Source organism: Phormidium tenue FACHB-1052 (assembly GCF_014696675.1).
Taxonomy (GTDB): Bacteria; Cyanobacteriota; Cyanobacteriia; order Phormidesmidales; family Phormidesmidaceae; genus Nodosilinea; species Nodosilinea tenuis_A.
In genome coordinates this window covers 40,258-58,462 of record NZ_JACJQN010000002.1, presented here as the reverse complement: position 1 = coordinate 58,462, position 18,205 = coordinate 40,258, and the positions used below count along the sequence as shown (strand labels likewise).

At 59.7% G+C, this 18,205-nt stretch carries 17 protein-coding genes; 9 read left to right on the top strand and 8 right to left on the bottom strand.

Annotation, left to right across the window (positions count from 1 at the left end):
- Nucleotides 1–105 precede the first annotated feature (105 nt).
- The 4 genes from H6G07_RS04125 (at nt 106) to H6G07_RS04110 (ending at nt 3,418) form a co-directional block, all read left to right on the top strand.
- Nucleotides 106–1,467, top strand: coding sequence for a histidine phosphatase family protein (locus tag H6G07_RS04125; RefSeq protein WP_073607420.1), 1,362 nt, complete (start codon nt 106–108; stop codon nt 1,465–1,467).
- On the top strand, nt 1,464–2,747 hold the full coding sequence (locus tag H6G07_RS04120) for a dihydroorotase (RefSeq protein ID WP_073607421.1): 1,284 nt from the start codon (nt 1,464–1,466) through the stop codon (nt 2,745–2,747). Before H6G07_RS04125 ends, H6G07_RS04120 begins: the two co-directional genes overlap by 4 nt.
- Nucleotides 2,748–2,875: 128 nt before the next feature.
- Nucleotides 2,876–3,124 (top strand): DUF4160 domain-containing protein, encoded by a 249-nt coding sequence (locus H6G07_RS04115; protein WP_073607422.1) that lies wholly within the window; start codon nt 2,876–2,878, stop codon nt 3,122–3,124.
- Between the two features lie 18 nt (nt 3,125–3,142).
- Nucleotides 3,143–3,418 (top strand): DUF2442 domain-containing protein, encoded by a 276-nt coding sequence (locus H6G07_RS04110; RefSeq protein WP_073607423.1) that lies wholly within the window; start codon nt 3,143–3,145, stop codon nt 3,416–3,418.
- 128 nt (nt 3,419–3,546) lie between these two features.
- Here the strand turns inward: H6G07_RS04110 and H6G07_RS04105 are convergent, their stop codons facing one another.
- The 4 genes from H6G07_RS04105 to H6G07_RS04090 all read right to left on the bottom strand — a co-directional run bounded on the left by H6G07_RS04105 (nt 3,547) and on the right by H6G07_RS04090 (nt 7,123).
- Nucleotides 3,547–3,777 carry a hypothetical protein gene (locus H6G07_RS04105; protein ID WP_073607424.1) on the bottom strand — a complete coding sequence of 77 codons (231 nt, stop codon included), beginning with the start codon at nt 3,775–3,777 and terminating at the stop codon, nt 3,547–3,549.
- 334 nt (nt 3,778–4,111) lie between these two features.
- Nucleotides 4,112–5,554, bottom strand: a complete 1,443-nt coding sequence (locus tag H6G07_RS04100) for a carotenoid oxygenase family protein (RefSeq protein ID WP_073607425.1) — start codon at nt 5,552–5,554, stop codon at nt 4,112–4,114.
- 112 nt (nt 5,555–5,666) lie between these two features.
- Nucleotides 5,667–6,473, bottom strand: coding sequence for an anti-sigma factor (locus tag H6G07_RS04095; RefSeq protein WP_073607426.1), 807 nt, complete (start codon nt 6,471–6,473; stop codon nt 5,667–5,669).
- A 62-nt stretch (nt 6,474–6,535) separates the two neighbouring features.
- A complete protein-coding gene (locus H6G07_RS04090) occupies nt 6,536–7,123 on the bottom strand; it encodes a sigma-70 family RNA polymerase sigma factor (protein ID WP_073607427.1) in 588 nt (195 codons plus the stop codon).
- A gap of 197 nt (nt 7,124–7,320) precedes the next feature.
- On the opposite strand from H6G07_RS04090, the gene H6G07_RS04085 reads away from it, so the two are divergent.
- Nucleotides 7,321–8,022, top strand: coding sequence for a DUF4439 domain-containing protein (locus H6G07_RS04085; RefSeq protein WP_084172916.1), 702 nt, complete (start codon nt 7,321–7,323; stop codon nt 8,020–8,022).
- A 120-nt stretch (nt 8,023–8,142) separates the two neighbouring features.
- Here H6G07_RS04085 and H6G07_RS04080 read toward each other — a convergent pair whose 3' ends face one another.
- Complete coding sequence (locus H6G07_RS04080) at nt 8,143–11,847, bottom strand: substrate-binding domain-containing protein (RefSeq protein WP_073607428.1); 3,705 nt, start codon at nt 11,845–11,847, stop codon at nt 8,143–8,145.
- 137 nt (nt 11,848–11,984) lie between these two features.
- Here H6G07_RS04080 and H6G07_RS04075 point away from each other — a divergent pair, with 137 nt between their 5' ends.
- Both H6G07_RS04075 and H6G07_RS04070 read left to right on the top strand, forming a co-directional pair.
- Complete coding sequence (locus H6G07_RS04075) at nt 11,985–12,290, top strand: hypothetical protein (RefSeq protein WP_073607429.1); 306 nt, start codon at nt 11,985–11,987, stop codon at nt 12,288–12,290.
- A gap of 174 nt (nt 12,291–12,464) precedes the next feature.
- Nucleotides 12,465–12,920 (top strand): hypothetical protein, encoded by a 456-nt coding sequence (locus H6G07_RS04070; protein ID WP_073607430.1) that lies wholly within the window; start codon nt 12,465–12,467, stop codon nt 12,918–12,920.
- A 65-nt stretch (nt 12,921–12,985) separates the two neighbouring features.
- On the opposite strand, the gene H6G07_RS04065 is transcribed toward H6G07_RS04070, so the two are convergent.
- Nucleotides 12,986–14,866, bottom strand: a complete 1,881-nt coding sequence (locus H6G07_RS04065; RefSeq protein WP_084172918.1) for a protein kinase domain-containing protein — start codon at nt 14,864–14,866, stop codon at nt 12,986–12,988.
- A gap of 16 nt (nt 14,867–14,882) precedes the next feature.
- Nucleotides 14,883–15,131 (bottom strand): Ycf34 family protein, encoded by a 249-nt coding sequence (locus H6G07_RS04060; RefSeq protein ID WP_073607432.1) that lies wholly within the window; start codon nt 15,129–15,131, stop codon nt 14,883–14,885.
- A gap of 307 nt (nt 15,132–15,438) precedes the next feature.
- Here H6G07_RS04060 and H6G07_RS04055 point away from each other — a divergent pair, with 307 nt between their 5' ends.
- Entirely contained in the window at nt 15,439–16,698 is a 1,260-nt protein-coding gene (locus H6G07_RS04055; RefSeq protein WP_073607433.1) for a CCA tRNA nucleotidyltransferase, read from the top strand.
- 9 nt (nt 16,699–16,707) lie between these two features.
- Here H6G07_RS04055 and H6G07_RS04050 read toward each other — a convergent pair whose 3' ends face one another.
- Nucleotides 16,708–17,343 (bottom strand): hypothetical protein, encoded by a 636-nt coding sequence (locus H6G07_RS04050; RefSeq protein WP_073607434.1) that lies wholly within the window; start codon nt 17,341–17,343, stop codon nt 16,708–16,710.
- 391 nt (nt 17,344–17,734) lie between these two features.
- Between H6G07_RS04050 and queF the strand changes: the two genes are divergently transcribed.
- Entirely contained in the window at nt 17,735–18,166 is a 432-nt protein-coding gene (gene queF / locus H6G07_RS04045) for a preQ(1) synthase (RefSeq protein WP_073607435.1), read from the top strand.
- Nucleotides 18,167–18,205: the final 39 nt, after the last annotated feature.

Genomic DNA, 18,205 nt, shown 5'->3' with positions numbered 1-18,205 from the left:
CTTACCCTTGGCCGTATACCCAGCCCAGTGCCCCACACGGCTGCGACACGGCTCCCCAACAGGGTAAAATCTGACGTTGGTTGAGCAACTTGAGAGGACAGACCCCTGAAAACCCGCGTAATTATCGTTCGTCACGGGCAGAGCACCTACAATCAGCAAAAGCGTATTCAAGGCCACTGCGACGAGTCAGAGCTAACCCCGGCGGGCGAGGCCCAGGCGCGGCAGGTGGGTCAGGCGCTAGTGGGCATTCCCTTTGATGCGGTGTGGGCCAGTCCTTTTAAGCGCGCCCGCAAAACGGCAGAAATCATCACGGCAGAGCTGAAAACGGCGATCCCCGACCTGGTGGCACCGACGTTTTCAGACAACCTCAAAGAAATCAGCCTGCCGCTGTGGGAAGGTGTGCCCTTTACCGAGGCCGAGGCTCAACATCCTGAAATCTTTGATCAGTGGCGCACTGACCCCGCCAATATGGTGATGGCTGTGCCCCAGCCCGATGGGGCGATCGCAGACTTTTACCCAATTCGCGAGCTGTATCAGCAGGCGGCGCGGTTTTGGCCAGAGCTGTTGGCAGCTTACCAGGGCAAGACTATTCTCATCGTGGCCCACAGCGCCATTAACCGAGCGCTGATTAGCACCGCGATTGGCCTGGGGCCAGAGCGCTTTAACAACCTCAACCAGGCCAACTGCAACATCAGCGTGCTCAACTTTGCCGACGGCTGGGGCAGCCCGGTACAGGTCGAAGCCATGAACCTGACCAGTCACATGGGGGCACCGCTGCCCGAGATGCGGCGCGGCCACAAAGGCCCCCGTATGCTGCTGGTGCGCCACGGCGAAACCGAGTGGAACCGCCAGGGCCGCTTTCAGGGTCAGATCGATGTGCCCCTCAACGACAACGGTCGCGCCCAAGGGGCGAAGGCGGCAGAGTTTCTTAAACCCGTGGCGATCGATGCGGCCTACACCAGCTTTATGGCGCGACCGAAGGAAACGGCGGAAATTATTCTGCAACACCACCCAGGGCTGACGCTACATTCGGTGAACGAGCTGCAAGAGATTAGCCACGGCGAATGGGAAGGGCTCTACGAGTCGGAGATCGAGAGCAACTATCCGGGGATGCTGGAGCAGTGGCAGAGTGCCCCCGAAACCGTGCAAATGCCGGGGGGCGAAAACCTGGAGCAGGTGTGGGTGCGATCGATCGCCGCCTGGAAGGAGATTATCGCAGCCCACAGCGGCGGCGACACCGTGCAGACCATTCTCGTCGTCGCCCACGATGCGGTGAATAAGGCGCTGCTCTGCCACGTGCTGGGCATGGGGCCGGAGTCGTTTTGGCGGTTTAAGCAGGGCAATGGGGCGGTGAGCGTGATCGACTACCCCAACGGCATTGACAGCGCCCCGGTGCTGGTCACCGCCAATATCACTATTCACCTGTCGGGCAGCGTGCTCGATAAAACCGCAGCGGGGGCACTGTGACGGAGATTCAGCTAATTCAGCAGGTGCGGGTGCTGGATGCGGCGACCCAGACGGATCAGGTCGCCGATGTGCTGGTGCAGGATGGTGTGGTGACAGAAATCGCCCCATCCCTGAATGTCATCCCCGCCAGCGCTGAGATGATTCAGGGCCAGGGAAAGGTTTTGCTGCCGGGTCTGGTCGATCTCTACAGCCACTCGGGGGAGCCGGGCCACGAGCCGAGGGAAACCCTGGAGTCGCTGCTGGCGGCAGGGCAGTCGGGCGGCTTTACCCGGCTGGGTATTTTGCCCGATACGGAACCTGCGATCGACCATCCGGCGATGGTGGAAAAACTGCTGGGGCGGCGAGCAACCCTTGCTCAAACCAATCCCTCCTTGCCTCACCTGTATCCTTGGGGTGCGCTGACCCAGGGTGCCCAGGGCCAGCAGATGGTGGAACTAGCGGAGTTGTCTGAGGCGGCGATCGCAGGCTTTGCCGACGGGCGGGCAATTCAGAACCCACTTTTGACCCAGAGACTCTTGCAGTACCTGCGGCCTTTGGGTAAGCCAGTGGCGCTGTGGAGCTGCGATCGCACCCTGCGAGACAGCGGCGTGGCCCGCGAAGGCCCGTTTTCGCTGATCTACGGCCTGGTGGGCGACCCGGTCAGCTCTGAGACCGCCGCCCTGGCCGCGCTGCTAGAATGCGTCGCCGAGGTGGGCACCCCCGTTCACCTGATGCGGATTTCGACCGGGCGTGGGGTCGAACTGGTGCGCCAGGCCAAGGAGCGCAGCCTGCCCATCACCGCCAGCACTACCTGGATGCACCTGCTGTGGAGCGCCAAGGATCTGGGTGGCTACGACCCCAACCTGCGCCTGTTGCCACCGTTGGGCAACCCTGAAGACCAGGCCGCGCTGATTGAGGGAGTGAAGGCGGGGGTGGTGGATGCGATCGCGATCGACCACTCCCCCCACACCTACGAAGACAAAACCGTGGGCTTTCCCTCTGCGCCCCCCGGTGCGATCGGCCTGGAGCTGGCCCTGGGGATTTTGTGGGATACCTTCGTTACCCAAGGCGACTGGTCGCCGCTAACGCTGGTGCAGGCGCTGAGCACAAATCCGGCTGCCTGCTGGGGCCAAACGCCGCCAACCATTCAACCCCAGCAGACTGCCGAAATGATTTTGTTTGACCCCAGCACTACCTGGACGGTTGCGCCCTCAATCCTGTGCTCTTTGTCTGCCAATACTCCCTGGTTAGGAAAAGAGATACCCGGTCGCGTCCTGCGTACTTGGGTATCGCCGCGTTAGCCGCCTATTACTCACGAATGCACTCCCGCCTGTGCGGGAATGGAGAGCTGCGACTGAAAACCTGGTTGCACTAACCAACCATATTATCTTGATAAAATTAAACGACGATATAGTCAGCAAACAGAGCTATGCCAGAGGTCGCGAGGTTCTACGGCATTGTCATTAAGGTGTTTTTTGGCGATCACCCGCCACCACATTTTCATGCCATTTATGGTGAATATGTTGCCCTAGTCAGTATTGAGTCACTCGAAATCATTGAGGGAGATTTGCCTAATCGAGCCCAGAAATTGGTTTTGGAATGGGCAGCGTTATATCAGCGAGATTTGCTACAGATGTGGAATACTCAAGAATTTCAGAAACTCCCTCCACTAAAGTAGATTTCGGTCAATAATTCTATGAAATATCCCAAAATTCTTAAAGCTAGAGCAGTTGATGACTTTACCTTGGTAGTGGAATTTACCAATCAAGAGTCAAAAAAATACGATATCCATCAGCTTTTGAGTATTCCAATGTTTTCCCCGCTGAAACAACCGGCCTTCTTCAAGAGCTTTAAAGTTGCGGCAGGAGGCTACGGAATCGTGTGGAATGAAGAGGTTGACATTAGCGAATATGAGCTTTGGAAAAATGGTGTCGCTCTGGAGAGTGAGGAGTCAATTGGGGAGTGCTTCTAAGTAGAGAATAAATGGGGTGGTGGGCGGTGCCCACCCTACATGAAAGGACGTGGATGACTGTAACAAGCCGTCCACGTCCTCAACAAAACCGCCCTGGAATGGTGTTTGATTGATGTTCTGCCTGGCGTTTAGGCGACATTCACAGTATTAGCGGTGCGGCGAGCCCGCTTTTGGCGGTCAGATTTGCGGCGACCTCCGGCCATTTCGTATTCAGAGCTGTCTTTGCCGTAGCGGACGCCGAAGCCGGAGAGCATGTGGTCAGAAAAATCCATGAGCTTGCGCTCGGCAATCAGCATGTCGTTGTAGGCACCATCGACCATCGACAGCATGCGGTTGTAGGCCATCAGCTTTTCTTGCATGGCCTGAATGTGCGCTTCGGCACTGGTCTGCCAACAGGAGATAAATGGCGGAAAGCCTCTCTAGACAAGCGCTGTCAGGATTTTGGCTCCAATTGGCTCAACCCATTGCCGAATAAAGGTTTTAGGGCTCCATCACCTTTTAAGAGACCAGTACCATGAAGCCTCCTAATGAGGCAACCGATCCATCTCCACCAAAATCTTTAATGAATCGGACAGTCGATAGATCTTGGGAGGATTGCCACAGTCGTCTGCCGCCGCCTATCTTAGTCGTGCGCTATCCAGGCTTGGGCATGAGCGACCACTAACTTTCCAAACGAACTGGCCAGCCATATACTTACTCACTCATCCAGGTGCCGTGAAAACTGTGGGGTACCACCTCCGGCAGCCCTAGCCGACAGATCGGTCCCTTCTCAAGCTCATTCCCTTCATAAACCCACAGTTCGCTGCGGTGCTGGTTGCCGTCGTAGACCACAGTCAGCACCCAGGGCTGCTGAGGGTTCGCCGGGTTCGCAACGACGATCGGTTCTGAGGGATAGCGGCCCTCTCCGGCATCGGCAACAGTGAGACCAGTTCTAGGGTCAAGGCGGGCGATCGCCCCAAACAGTTCATCTACCGGGGTGGGCACCGTGCGATGCACATTCAAATAAGTGGTCGCCGTCTCGTCCTGGCCAAACGCCACCGGAAACTCGCAGTGGCGATCGATCAAGCACTGCTGGTCGAGAATCTTGCCGGTTTTGGGGTCGATGCGGTACTGCCAGAGCTGGGCATCGGCGGGGGTAGAGGTCTGGCCCGAGGCCACCTCTTTGAGATACTGGTTGGTGGCGAAGTCGTTGTAGCGCACCACATCAAACACGATCGAGCCATCAAAATCTAAATAGCTGTGGCCAAAGTGCCACTGGTACCAGGGGTCTGCGTCATTGAGGGCGATCGCCTCCAGACTGTCAGCATCCACCACAATAATCTGGGTGCCCTGCTGGGGCTGCCACTGAAGCGCATCGCTGAAGCTAGACAGGCCAAACAGGGCGGGCAAGGGGCTAAGGCGCACGGGCGATACGCAAAACACCAGGTAGCGATCGGCCAGCACAAAGTCGTGAATCAGCGGAATACCCGAGAGGGGAATCGTGCCAGTTTGCTCTACGACCCCAGCGGCGCTGCAGCGGTAAATCTGAAGAGTGGCATTGCCCCCAGGGATGGTGCCAAAGCTAAAGATCTGGCCAGTGCGGGGGTGGCGTTTGGGGTGGGCCGTAAAGGTGTCGCTGGCCTTGAGGCTCCCCAAATTGTCTAGGCCATCGGTCTCTAGGGTCTCTAGATTCAAGCGGTGAGGTAAGCCCCCTTCCCACAGGGCCAGCAAGCGATCGGGCAGGGCCAGCACCGAGGTATTGGCCGCATTTTTCATTTGAGTCTGCCACCGCTGCCAAATGGAAACGGGCGGCAGAGTGCCATAGCCCCGATAGAGACACTGCTCGGCCTCTTCTTCTTCCATAAACCCGGCAGAGCGCACGTAACGATAGGTGCCCAAAGCGCGATCGCCGTCAAACTTCACCCGCAGCACTGCCCCATCGCCATCAAACCAGTGGCCGACTCGGGTGCCGCCCCGCTCAAACCGGGCTGGGCCGTTGCGGTAGAGGGTGCCCCGCAGCCCATCCGGCAACTGTCCTTCCAGCACAGACAGCGTGGTGACGGCAAATTCTGTTGCAGGCTGGGCGATCGCCCCCGCCCATAGAGCCGTAGTGGATGCAGCGGCGGGTTGCGATCGCGACGGTGCCAAAGGAGCCATAGGTAGAGCGGTAAATATTGCTTGCTCTATTGTGACCCAGGACGCCCCAAAGGGTTGGGCCACTCCCCATCACCCCATCACTCCCCCACCTTCCCCATCACCCTTCCAGTCCCTACCCCTCACTCTGCATCACCAAATTCCCCGCCGGGATCGGTGGATCGTCCGCCCGCTCAGTCGTAATCAACATCTGCACTGGAGCATCGCTACACACAGCATCCGGCAGCGCCCACTGATTTGTGGCTTCAGCGGTGGCTGGGTTAAATTCTCCGCAAAACACGGGGGCGCTGTCGGCCAGCGCCCAGAGACGATAGACTTGCTCCTCACTCAAAGGTGGCAGATCGGTGGTGACGATCAGTGCGGTCTGGTCGGCGGGGTTGACCAGCAGGCGGGCGTTGGCCTGGGGTTCGGCCTCGGTGCCTGCCAGGGTGTAAAGGCGGTTGGCGGGCTGACTAAAGCTGGCTACTACAGCCTCGGTTTGGCGCAGGGCGAGGCGCAGACGCTGGTTTTCTTGCAGGGCAAAGGCCAGGGCCAGGGCGGTGGCGGCCCAGCCCAGCACCAGCCCCAATTGCGCCCATAAAAATCGGCGGGGGGCAGGCGCAGCGTTGGGAAACTGACTCGGAACGAGTGTCTCTCCCGCAATGGTCGGCTCAGGCCCAGCCGCCGCAGGCACGGCGACGGGGACAGCAGCGGCCAGGGCCGCTGCCAGGGTGCGATCGCGCAGGCCCGGCGGCGGTGCTACCGGCGTTGGCCCCAGGGCAAGGCTGCCCCAGGTGGCTTGCAGGGCAGCTAGTTCAGTCGCCACTTCGGGATATTGCTCGAGCCACTGCTCGACCTGGGCCGCTTCTTCAGCGGTGAGGTCGTCGAGCACATACCCCGCCAGCAGCGATCGCCAATTTTCAGGAAGAGGAGGGGAGGTCATCGGTGGGCGGGAGGGTGAGGGGTGGGAGAGTGGATGGGTAGGGAGTAGGGGGTAGGGAGGGCTTAGTTTTGCTGGGGTTGGAGGAGGGTGCGCAGGCGCAGGAGGCCTTGGCGACAGCGAGATTTGATGGTGCCTAGAGGAATGCCGAGCTGGGCAGAGATTTCTGCCTGGGTGAGGCCTTGAAAGTAGGCGATTTCTAGCACTTCGCGCTCGGCGGCGGGGAGCTGGTCGAGGGCGGCGCGCAGGTGCTGGTTCTGCTCGTGCTGGGTGGCGTAGTCAACCGGGCTGGGCGATCGCGCTGAGGCTTCACTAATGCGCTGAAACCGCTGCAAAATTACCGCCCGCCCGCTATTTATCCGCAGGCGATCGAGGGCCCGAGAGCGGGTGTTGGTAGCCAGATAGCTGCCCACGCTGCCCCGGTTGGCGTCGTACTGCCGTCGCTGCCAAAAATTGACGAACACCTCTTGGGTGAGGTCTTCGGCTTCGGCGGGGTTAGACAGCATTTTGAGGGCCAGGGTATAGACCATCGGCGAATAGCGATCGTAGAGGGTGGCGAGGGCGGTGGTATCACCGGCCCACAGACGGGTAACCAGGTCGCGATCGCTCACTGGAGAGGATATCTGGGGGTCGGGGGGCGGCAATGAGGGCATTAACTACACATCAGGAATACGACTCAGACCACCGTTATGGATGGCCAGGGGAGAAACCGATACAGAACGCAATATGGATGGGCCGAACTCAAACATCAATTGGGAACACTGGCCATCCATAGATCAAAGCTAGTCGTATTGTGGCGGGTCTGATAGCAATTACGCTTGCCCACGACATTAGCGCAAAGGATACTGCAATGAATCACGATTTCATGTCTGACGATCTGGCTTCCCCCAAAGCAGGGGTTTCTCGTCGTCGGGTGATGCTGGGCGGCACGATCGCGGGTCTAGTTGGCACCCTCGGCTTCTCTGCCTTAACCAAGAGCGCAGCCCAAGCCGAGAACCATAGTGCGCAGAACCGCATCATGGGGGGAATTCGCAGTAGAGCGGCTGCTAACGACGCGGCCATTCTCAATGGAGCACTCTTCTACGAGCATCAGGCCATTTGGGCCTATGGAGCTGCTGCTGGGGGTCTGAGCGACACCGATGTGGGCAAAGCCGTGCTGGCGATCGCCCTGGCCAACCAGGCCGACCACATGGCCCACCGCGATCTGCTCATCCAGGTTGTGAGCGATCTGGGCGGCACCCCCGTCATGGCCGAAGACAGCTACGACCTGTCGGCCTACCTGGAGCGGGGCGACGGCGGCCTCGACTCGGATGTCAACATCGCCAAGCTGGCTCTGGCCCTCGAAACCGATGCCGCGATCGCCTACGCCGGTGAGGTTGCTCGGCTCAAAACCCCCGAGCTAATCACTGCCGGAGCCTCCATCGCCGCCGCTGAAGCCGCTCACGCCACCACTATTCGCGCCGCCTTCATTTCCTTGGGGGTCGAGATTCCCTTTGTGCCCGCCCCCTTCGTCAGCGCCGACACCCGCGAACAGTGGGTGATCAAGGTGTGAGCCAACTGAGGATGGTATCTGACAGTCTTTCCTGAGATCGTCACCGTCGAGATCGTCAAGTCACTCCTGACCATGGCCCGAGGCCTCGCCTCGGGCTTTTTTGGCGAGTTTTTTTAATGGTCAGGAGGCAGAAATCGCGGCTGCCTCAACCGACTGGGCGATCGCCAGCCAATCGCCAGCCGCACTTAAATAACCCACCTCTACGACATAAATGCGATCCCACTGGGGAATGGGCAGGTACCAGTCTTGGGCAAAGTCGTCGCGGCAGCGCTGCTCTACCACCGCTGGAGGCAGCGGCGCTTGGGTGGCCCGACCGGTGACATCGTAGAGGCGCAGAGTCATGGTTTCGCCGCCGTCGGCTTTGGCCTGGGCGCGGTCGCCCTCATCGATCTGCCACACCGCATAGAACCGTTCTCCCTCCTGGTCAATAGAGAGACGAATCCAGCTAGCGGTAGCGGTGTCGTCAACATTTTCTATCACCGGCTCAGGGCCAGTGGGCACCACCCCAAAGCTATCGGGCGAGCCGGGCGGAATGCTGGCCAACGCCGCCATGATTTCGGGCGGCAGCCCCTCCAGCCCAGATAGACCTTCGCTATTTGACATCTCCGCCGGGGGCGGCACATAGTCGCCCGGCTCTAGGGGCACTGGCGGCGGCACCGCCATAGGAGCGGGCCGCAGGGGCGGCATGGTTGCTGAGGCGGTGGCACTGTTGCCCTCCATTGGCAGCCCTTCGGGTTCGACCTCAGGCATAGCCGTATCTCCTAAATGCACCTGGCTGAGCAGTTCCTCCTCTAGGGTGCTTGGCATTGGCTCCACCGCCATGACATCGGGAGAAATTGGCGCTGGAATATCGCCCCCCGAGACGACTTCAGGGGCAGTGAACCCCAGGTCTGGGGCAGTCGCGCTGGCATCTTCGGCGCGATCGGGCAAATCAGCCGCCTCTGCCGCTAGGTCTGGGGGGACATCAAAGCTGCTGGCGATCGTAGTCCCGGCCATTTCCACATCGGCGGAGGGTAGCCCCTGTACCATCTGCTGTAGCTCCATCGGCACATCGGGGTCGTAGCCGTAGTCCACCGGGGGCGCATACTCAGGCACCACCGTTCCAGACCCAGTGCTGCCCATCCCCGAAGACCCTGGATCGATCGATACCCCGGCTTCAGGTGAAGCACCGTCCACCCCAGGTAGCGCCCAGGTAGAATCGTCGCTACTCAGGGCAGCGGCGCGATCGAGGCAGACTTGTCCCTCACTCTGGCGGCCCATCGCCATGAGCGCTTGCCCCTTGCCCAAATGAGCCGCCACCGCCGTCGGGTCAAGTTCTAAGGCGGTGTCAAAGCAGAAGACCGATTCTTCATAGCGAGCCATGGTATTGAGCAACCGCCCTTTGCCAATCCAGGCATCGATAACACTGGCGTCAAGCCGTAGCGAGGCGTTAAAGCTATCCATGGCGTCGTTGGCCTGCCCCAGCAGCGCTAGGGCAGTTCCCCGTTCGGCCTGGGCCTGGGCCGCAATGGCGTTGATGCCTCCAGATGCTGTCTCGGTAGCGTCAGTCTTGCGGCGCTCCACTTCGGTCGCTTCCACAGCCTGGTTGAAATAGATTAGGGCGTTGTCGTAACGGCCCTCGCGCATCAGGCGGCGGCCCTCGGCTAGATCCCTGCGCGCCTGTTCTAGCTTGCCGGGCGGCTGTGCGTCCGGGTAGTCACCGCTGGGCACAAGTTCGGCTTCGGGGGGCAAAACACCTACCTCGGGCAGGTCTGGGGGAAGCACTGGCCGATCTGCCGGGGGCTGGCTACTTACCTTGGAAAAGTCGATATCTGGGCCAGGGATGAGACCCAACGCTGGGCCGCGATCGCCATCGGCCTCTAGCTCATCCTCATCCCCATCGTCGTGGTCTTTGCCGAACAGTGCTCCTGCAATGCCAATCAGCAGAAACAGGGCCGGAATCACGGCCAGCATCCACCAGGCGCTGGGAGGCAAGTTTTGCAGGCGCTGCCAGAAGTCACCCAAACCAGCCATGGGGCCGCTGGAGTCTCCCGAGTTGGCCCCAGCACTGTCAGACACCAGTTCGCCCTGGTCGTTGCGGAGTTCAACCTGGCGATCGCTCCCGCCCACCACCAGCAGTCCCGCAGGGGTATATCCCAGAGAAGCCGCAGGCTCATCGAGCTGCACTGGTTCCGCTAGTTGCTCACTGCCATCCGGCGACCACAGCTGAAGGGTACCGTCGGCCCCGGTGGTGGCTAGCGTGGTGCCATCGGGACTGTAGGCTACGGCGCTGACTGCATCACTATGGGCTTGAATGGTATTTCCCCTGGGCTGGAGCGTGGCGCGATCCCAGTTGCGCAGGCTGCCGTCGCCGCCCGTGGTCGTTAAGACCTGGCCATCGGGGCTGCTCGTGATGGTGGTCACGCCCTCGGGGTGGGCGTTGGCGGTTTGGCCCGCAGCAGTGCCATCCGCATTCCAAACGCCCAGATTTCCGTCGCGGCTGCCCGTAATCAGCGTTTGCCCACCCACCGGATAGTGGAGCGCCTGCACCGGCCCACCAGGGGCGGCAATGGGCTCACCCACACGGGTACCATCGGCCAGCGACCAGCGCTCTACGGTGCCGTCGGCGCTGCCACTGGCCAGGGTTTGACCGTCAGGGCTGATGGCCAGGGCCAAAATTGGGCCACCCTGCCCTTCGATCGGCTCGCCGAGCGGGTTGCCGCTGCGATCCCACCGGCGCAGGGTGCCATCGGCTCCGCTAGAGACAACGGTTTGGCCATCGGGGCTAACCACTACAACCGATACGGCCCCTCGATGGGCGTCGGCTACTACCGTTTTGGTAAGATTGCCGTCAGCGTCCAGCCATTGCAGCTGACCGTCTTCAGTGCCGCGCACCATGAATTGGCCATCGGGGGCCAGGGCCACGCCGCCGGGCAGTTTATTGGCCCCTACGGTGACATTAGCGCGGGCGGTTTGCTGCGCCTCGGCCACGGCGGACTGGCCTGCGTCGCTGGTGGCAAAGCCCAAAAAAGCCTCGACGGCCACACTGGGCTCACCCTGATAGATGTAGTTGCGCGGTTGAGAATAGGGGTAGCGGGGGTCGTCGGGTAGGGTGCTGTCTAGGCTCACCGGGCGCACGGCGTCTTGCCCTAGCACTTCAGACGCGATCGCATAGCTAATGCCGTCGTTGCCCAGCTCACGCACCACCGTAGCGGTGTCATCCTCCTTGACCTGCACGGCGTTGTCGCCGGTCTCAAAGGGCTGAGCTTGAAAGATTTCGTAGTCGGCCAGGGCCAAACGGGTGGAGCTGGTGGCGGGGCGATCGACAAATCTCAGGGGCACGTTGGGGCCACCTAGCTGCGACCAGTTGGTGATTTCGCCACGAAAAATGGCGGCAAACTCATCAAAGGTCAAATCACCTCGGAACGGGTTGTCGCGCCCCACGATGATGGCAATTTTTTCCCGCGCCACCGGAATTGACGTCAGGCTCGGATCTTCCTCAGCGTCACTAAGCGATCGCCCCAGAGCCGCTAAGTCCACGTCGCCCTCCCGCAGTGCCTGGAGCGCCTGATCGTCACCACTGGTCGCAGCTACCACATCGGTATCGGGGTAGCGAGCCTCAAAGCCTTCGCCTAGGCTCTCGTTGATCTCCACCATCGACGACGACCCCTCAATCGAGAGGGTAGTGCCGGCGGGGACGCTCGGTTGCAGGGTAAAGGTAGGTGTGGGTTTCTGAGTCACCTGAGCCAGCAGCCGAGGCTCAGACCGGAGCGCACTGATCGGCAGCGCAGCCAGGGCGCTGAACAGCGCCAGCATGGCCAGAGACGGCTTAGGAAACTGGTTCATGGCGGTACCCAGAGGTCAGTAAACAATCTGCTAAAGGATACACGCTGGGGCGAGGGTTGGAAGGATTTTTTACTCGACAGAGGAGCAAGGTTGCCCCGTGCAGCGGCTAGAGTAGAGGCATTCTGTTAGGCGTTGCCATGGTCGTTGTTGTCTTTGTTGGGGCGAGTCTGCTGGCCTTTGGCCTGTCGTTCTGGCTGACCCGGTGGCTTCAGCGCCCTCGCCCAGCCGGGGATCAAAAAGCTCCTGCTGGCTTACAGGGGCGATCGCCGCAAAATGGGGCTAGTTCTCCCTCCTGCCAAAACCCGCCCGCCACCGACCTCGATCGCCAGGTGCGCGACCTGCTGGGCCAGGGCAGGCTGATCGATGCCGTCAAGCGCGTCAGAGAGGTCAACGGCTGTAGCCTGAGCGACGCCAAAGCCTACGTTGCGGAGCGGCTGCCCTAGTCGCCTGTCGAGCCTAAATGCTTAGTTTGACTTTTGCATTTTGAACTCCGCGTAGCGGTACTAGATTCAGAGCGAACCCCGCACGAGCGCCGGGACAAACTACCCTTGCCCTCCAGCCAGGGCAAATCGCGATAAGCTGATAAGGGCTTGATTTTGCTTACCAGCAGGCGACCTATGGCACTACGTGGGATCTTCACCGCCCTTTTGATCGCGGGCCTTTGGCTCATTAGCGGAGCCGGTCTAACGGCCCAAGCCCTAACCCCCATTGAGATCAGCGACCTCAGCTATGCCCCCTGCCCCTCCGATTACGCTGAGGGTATGGTGGCCGCAGGCTCAATTCAACAGGCGAAGTGTTTTTTAATCACCGGTAAAGCGATCAACCGTACCGGCAAATCAGTCATTGACGCCGACATTTTTGGCCGCATTTTTGACGCCAACGATAACCCCGTCATGCAAAACCGAGGGCGATTGGGCGGTATTCCAGAGGTTCCCCCCGGCGAGAGCGACTTTGAACTGCGGATTTCCGTAGCTGCCAACCAACCTGAGCCGCTCAAACTCAAGCAGTTCAAAGCATCGGGGTTTAGCGCCACCGTGCGGCAGTTTTCTGAGACCCCCTCAGCGCGACAGTAGCCTCCGACCCGTATCCCAATAAGTTTGGCTGCCTCCAATTTCCGAGGCGAATCCGATCGCCCCAGCTAATCTGCTTCAAAGCACCAAAAGCGAATGGTTTGATCGGCGCTAGTGCTGACCAACATGCGGCTGTCGGGGGTAAAAGCGATCGCTCGCACGCCCCAAGCATGGCGCAGCTGAGTAGTTTGGCTTAGCCCTTGTAGGTTTTTTAGGGTTAGATGACCATCGTCTGCCCCGATCGCCAACCAATCTCCGCTAGGGCTAATCGCCACCGCTGTAATCGGGCCAGAAGCGTTGTGAATTACCAGCCCCTGGTCGGGATGCTCGGCGCTCCAGACCTGCACATGGCCTTCGCGATCGCCGCTGACGATGCGACCATCCTGGGGGTGGCAGGCGAGGGCTGTGATCGGAGCCTTGGGGGCCGTGAGGGTGCGAGTCAGCCGCCCCGAGGGCAATGACCAGAGGCGAATGGTGCGATCGCGCCCCCCACTCACCAGCAGATTCCCCACAGCATCCACCGCCAGCGCCGTCACTTGGTCTTGGTGGTGCACCAGGGTCTTTGGCGCATTCCCCTCAGCCAAAGACCATAGCTGAATGCGCCCGTCGCCGCTGCCCACCGCCAGGGTGTCGTCCGGTGGGGCAATCAGCACTGAGGAAATTTGCCAGCCCGACACCGGCAATCTCTGGCCCGTGTAATCGTCTAAATGCCACCAGATTAGCTGACTGTCTTCGCCGCCGCTGACGAGCGCATCTCCAGCGGCAGTAAACGCCACCGCATTGACCGCGCCGCGATGGCCCACGCCCAGTAGACCCAGCGATCGGCGAAAGGTGTGAATCAATTCTCCATTCGTGCAGTCCCACAGGCGCACAGAGCCGTCGGAACAGGCGGCGGCGATCGCCCGCCCATTCGGACTCATCGCCAGGCCGTTGGCCACAATCCCCGGCAGGCTGAGGGCAAACCGCTGCTCCCAGACCGGGATGGCATTCAGCGACTTGGTTGAAACCTGGGGCGATTTCGATGCTCTGGCATCCAGGGCTAGACCGCTCCAGCGCAGGTCGGCCAGCACCTCCTGGGCAGTGCTATAGCGCTCTTGCAGGCGGCGGCTGACCATGCGATTCAACACGCGCCCCAGGGCTGGGCTGGTGGGTGCCGTCACGTAGGGCTGCCACACCCAGGCATCGTCACTAACAGAATATAGATCGAAGGGATGCAGCCCGGTAAGCAGGTGCAGGCAGGTCACCCCCAGACTGAAAATGTCGCTGGCGTAGACCGCCTTACCTAAAGCCTGCTCAGGAGCGGCGTACCCGGCGCTGCCAATTACCGTGGCGGTGCGCTTGAGCTGTTCGGGGTCTGCGATTCCGGGAGGGAACGCTGCGCGAAGCGCCTTCGCCGCCCCAAAATCCACCAGAGCCAAAAGTTGCGGCGACGGAGGCACAATAATATTGGCGGGTTTAATGTCGCGGTGGATAACGCGGTGGTCATGAATGTAGACCAGCACCGGCAGCAACTCGTAGAGCACTCGCTGTACTAGAGCTTCACCACCCAGGTTGGAGGACTGTTGCATGAGCTGGTCGAGGTTGCGGCCAGGAATATATTCCTGCACCAAAAACTGCCCCTGGGCGTTGTCAATTACATCCAGCAGGGCAGGAATTTGAGGGTGCTGGCCTAGGGTGGCCAGGCCATCGGCCTCGCGGTGAAAGCGATCGCGCCGTTCTCCGCGATCGCTGCCCACTGCCAGGGTCATTTGCTTGAGCACGCAAACGGCTGGCGGATCGGTGCTCTCATCCATCGCCAGGTACGTACGTCCAAATCCGCCCTGGCCAAGCAACTGCTGACAGCGATAGCGATCGGCTATCCGTAGAGGCTGGCCACAGCCTTGGCAGACCCTTGCCGTCTCCTCATTCTTCGGTTGTGGACAGACAGGATTGACGCAAAGGGTGGTCAAAGGATGGTTCTATTCCCTAGGTCGGCACTAGCTCGCCAGGACGCAGTTTAGACCACTTGCCCATTTCCTCCGCAAAGCTCTCGCAGCCAACCACATCAAATTCCTTTTCAACCACATCGCCAACAACGCGAAGATTGGCGTTAACAGTAGGGTTGACGGCCTCAAAGCTGGGGGAATCAGTCAAATGAGGTTGTTCGTGCAGCTCTTCCACCGCATGGTAGGTGGTGCAGCGATCGACGTAGTGGCAGTTTACACAAATGCACATAGCACGCCCCCGGCAGGAACACAGCAAGGTCAAAGCCGACATCTCCAGTCTAGCCAGCCCTCAGCTAAATGGCCGTCATTCTCAAGGCAGTCACGGGCTTTTGCCGTAAAGGGGATGCGTTTTCTGGTAGTCTAGCTCAAGTTTTTTGAATGTCCCGGGCGGCCCAGCCCAGATGTTGCAAAATGAAAACCCAGCTTGGGTTTTCGGCTGTTCTCTGCGGGGCCAAGGTGTCAAGACTAAAAAACCCTGTTGTAATGAAAGAAATGAGGGTTCATTGAATCCAACGCTATCACCCTTCTCCCTTGCAGTGGCTACTGAGAAATCGGCGCTTTCGCCAAAAACCTGGCCCTTCAGCGTGTCGCTACTGCCACAGCAAGCCTACCTGGTAGGGGGAAGTGTCAGAGATGCCCTGCTGCATCGTCAGGCCGACTATCTAGACCTCGATTTTGTGCTGCCTGAGCGGGCGATCGCCACCGCAAAATCCATCGCCCAGCACTACAGCGCTGGCTTTGTGGTGCTCGACACCGAGCATCAGATCGCGCGGGTGGTGTTTCCCCATGCCACCGTTGACTTTGCCCAGCAGGTGGGGCCGACGATTTACTCTGACCTACAGCGGCGCGACTTTACCATTAATGCGATCGCCTACAGCCCCCACAGCGAAACCCTCCTTGACCCCCTCGATGGCTGCGCCGACCTAGCCCGCAAGACCCTCTGCATGGTCGCCGCCGAAAACCTCGAAGACGACCCTCTGCGCCTGCTGCGGGCTTACCGCCAGGCCGCTCAGCTGGGCTTTAGTCTCGATCCCACCACTCAACAAACCATTCGCGGTCTGGCTCCAGCCCTGGGGCGCATGGCCGCCGAACGAGTGCGCGGCGAGCTAGACTGCTTGCTCAGCCAGCCCGAAGGGTCTATCCTGCTGAGTCTGGCTTGGCAGGACGGCCTGCTGCAAACCTGGCTGCCCGAAGTCGATCGTATCCATCTAGACCGCCTAGCTACTATCGATCAGCTAGCCGCCCAGTACCACGAACGCTGGCCCGATTTTTCGTACTTGCTGCACAGCTGGGTTAAAGAACAGACGCCCCCCGGCCTGCACCGTAGCTGGCTTAAGGCGGTCAAGCTCAGTCAGCTGCTGCCCCCCGACCTGGCCAGCGCCGAGACCACCCTAGCAAAACTTAAATACAGCCGTGCCGAGCAGCAGGCGGTGTTAAGCATTCTCAGGGGTTGGCAGTACCTACATCAGCACCAGAGCGACACCCTGCTACCTCCCGGCCAGCAGTATCAGCTATTCAGAACTGCTGGGGCGAGCTTTGGGGGCGTTGCCCTGCTGAGTCTGGCCTACGGCATGCCCGAGGCCTTGATCTTGCCGCTGGTGGAGCGCTATCTCACCCCCAACGACCCCGTTGCCCATCCCCAACCCCTGGTTACAGGCAAAGACCTGGTACAAGGGCTTGCCCTTAAACCAGGTCCTAAAATTGGTGAACTGTTAGAGGCTGTTCATCTGGCCCAGGCTGAGGGGCTAGTGAGCAGCCGCGAAGAAGCCCTGGAGTGGGTCAAGCGGCAGCTCTAGCTCAGACGTTTAGCTACCCGGGGCAGCCTCAGCGGCAGGCTTAGCCGCTTCGTCGTCGTTGGTTTCGGCTTCAGAGGCGTCAACTGCGTCGGGGGTCTTGTCGACGGTTACTTCGGGAGCAACTTCTTCAACGGCGGCCTCGGGGTCAACCTCATCGATGGTGGCTTCGACGTCAGCAGGGTCTTCAGCGTCAGCGGTATCGGTGGTCTCTTCGGCAACCGCTTCTGGGGCAACCGCTTCACCAGTGGTTTCGTCGGTCACCGATTCAGAATCAGCTTCGTCAACGGTGGTTTCTTCAGTCACTGTTTCGGGGTCAGTCTCTTCGGTCAGAATGTCAGGGGTCGCGGCTTCGATCGCAGCTTCCCGCTCGGCATCAAGTTCAGCCTCGATCGCCTCAACATCAACCGTAGGAGCAGCATCAGGGGTGGCGGCTTCGATCCCAGCTTCGCGCTCGGCATCGAGTTCAGCTTCGATGGCTTCGACGTCAACCGTGGGGGCGGCGGCTTCGGTCTCAGGGGCAACGGCTTCAGTGCCTTCGGTTACAGTTTCGGCCTTGGGATCTTCGGCATGGGCAGGCAGGCCTAGGGCAAAGCCAGCGAGGGTGAGGCTACCGGCAGCGAGGGCAAGCTTACGGTAAATCGTCATGATATCTCTCCTGAAAAAGCGTCTTTCAATGCAGATGGGGATTTAGTGCTACAAATGTGCTACAAAAAACTACTCCCAACGCTTGGTGAACTTATCACAGGGTTAGGGGCACAGCCAAAGGTGTTAAGAAAGAAGTATGAAGTTTTGATTAAGCGATTGGAATAACTTTGGTTAAGGCTCCAACCGGGAACTTTTGCCGTAGCCGAGCCATCTAAGGGCGATCGATCGCCGCCAATTTAGTTAAGAAACATTGAAAAAGGCTACATTACCCAAGGAGGCAGTCTACGCCGCAGCCGCATTTTTTTTTGGGAATGCTAAGCGTTGGCAAAGCTGGTCTCAACCGCTCTGTATCAGCCTGAACTGATCCTGTCTACCCCATTTTCTGCTGCCCATGACTATTGCTTCAGCTTCAGCCTCTCAATACGGCGATCGCGCCATTCTCCAAACCAGCGTAGACCCGCTCGAGAAATGGCCGAATCCTTCGGAAAATGTCTATACCATTCACCTAGAGCACCCAGAATTTACGGCGCTATGCCCGCGATCGGGCTACCCGGACTTTGGCACTATTGTGGTGGACTATTGCCCAGGGCCTTGGGTGGTGGAACTCAAGGCGTTTAAGCTCTACATCAACAGCTTTCGCGATCAGCGCATCAGCCATGAGAATGTAGCCAACCAGATTGCCGATCGCCTGTGGAACGAGCTCCAGCCCCAGGGGTTGCGGGTAATTGGCGATTACACCCGTCGCGGCGGAGTCAAGACAGTGATTACGGTCAAAAAGGGTAGCTGTAAGGAATTTGAGCCCTATACTCCGAATGTGCTTTAGAGCCCACCTGGGCCAAAACCAAGATTTTTACGGCTGAAT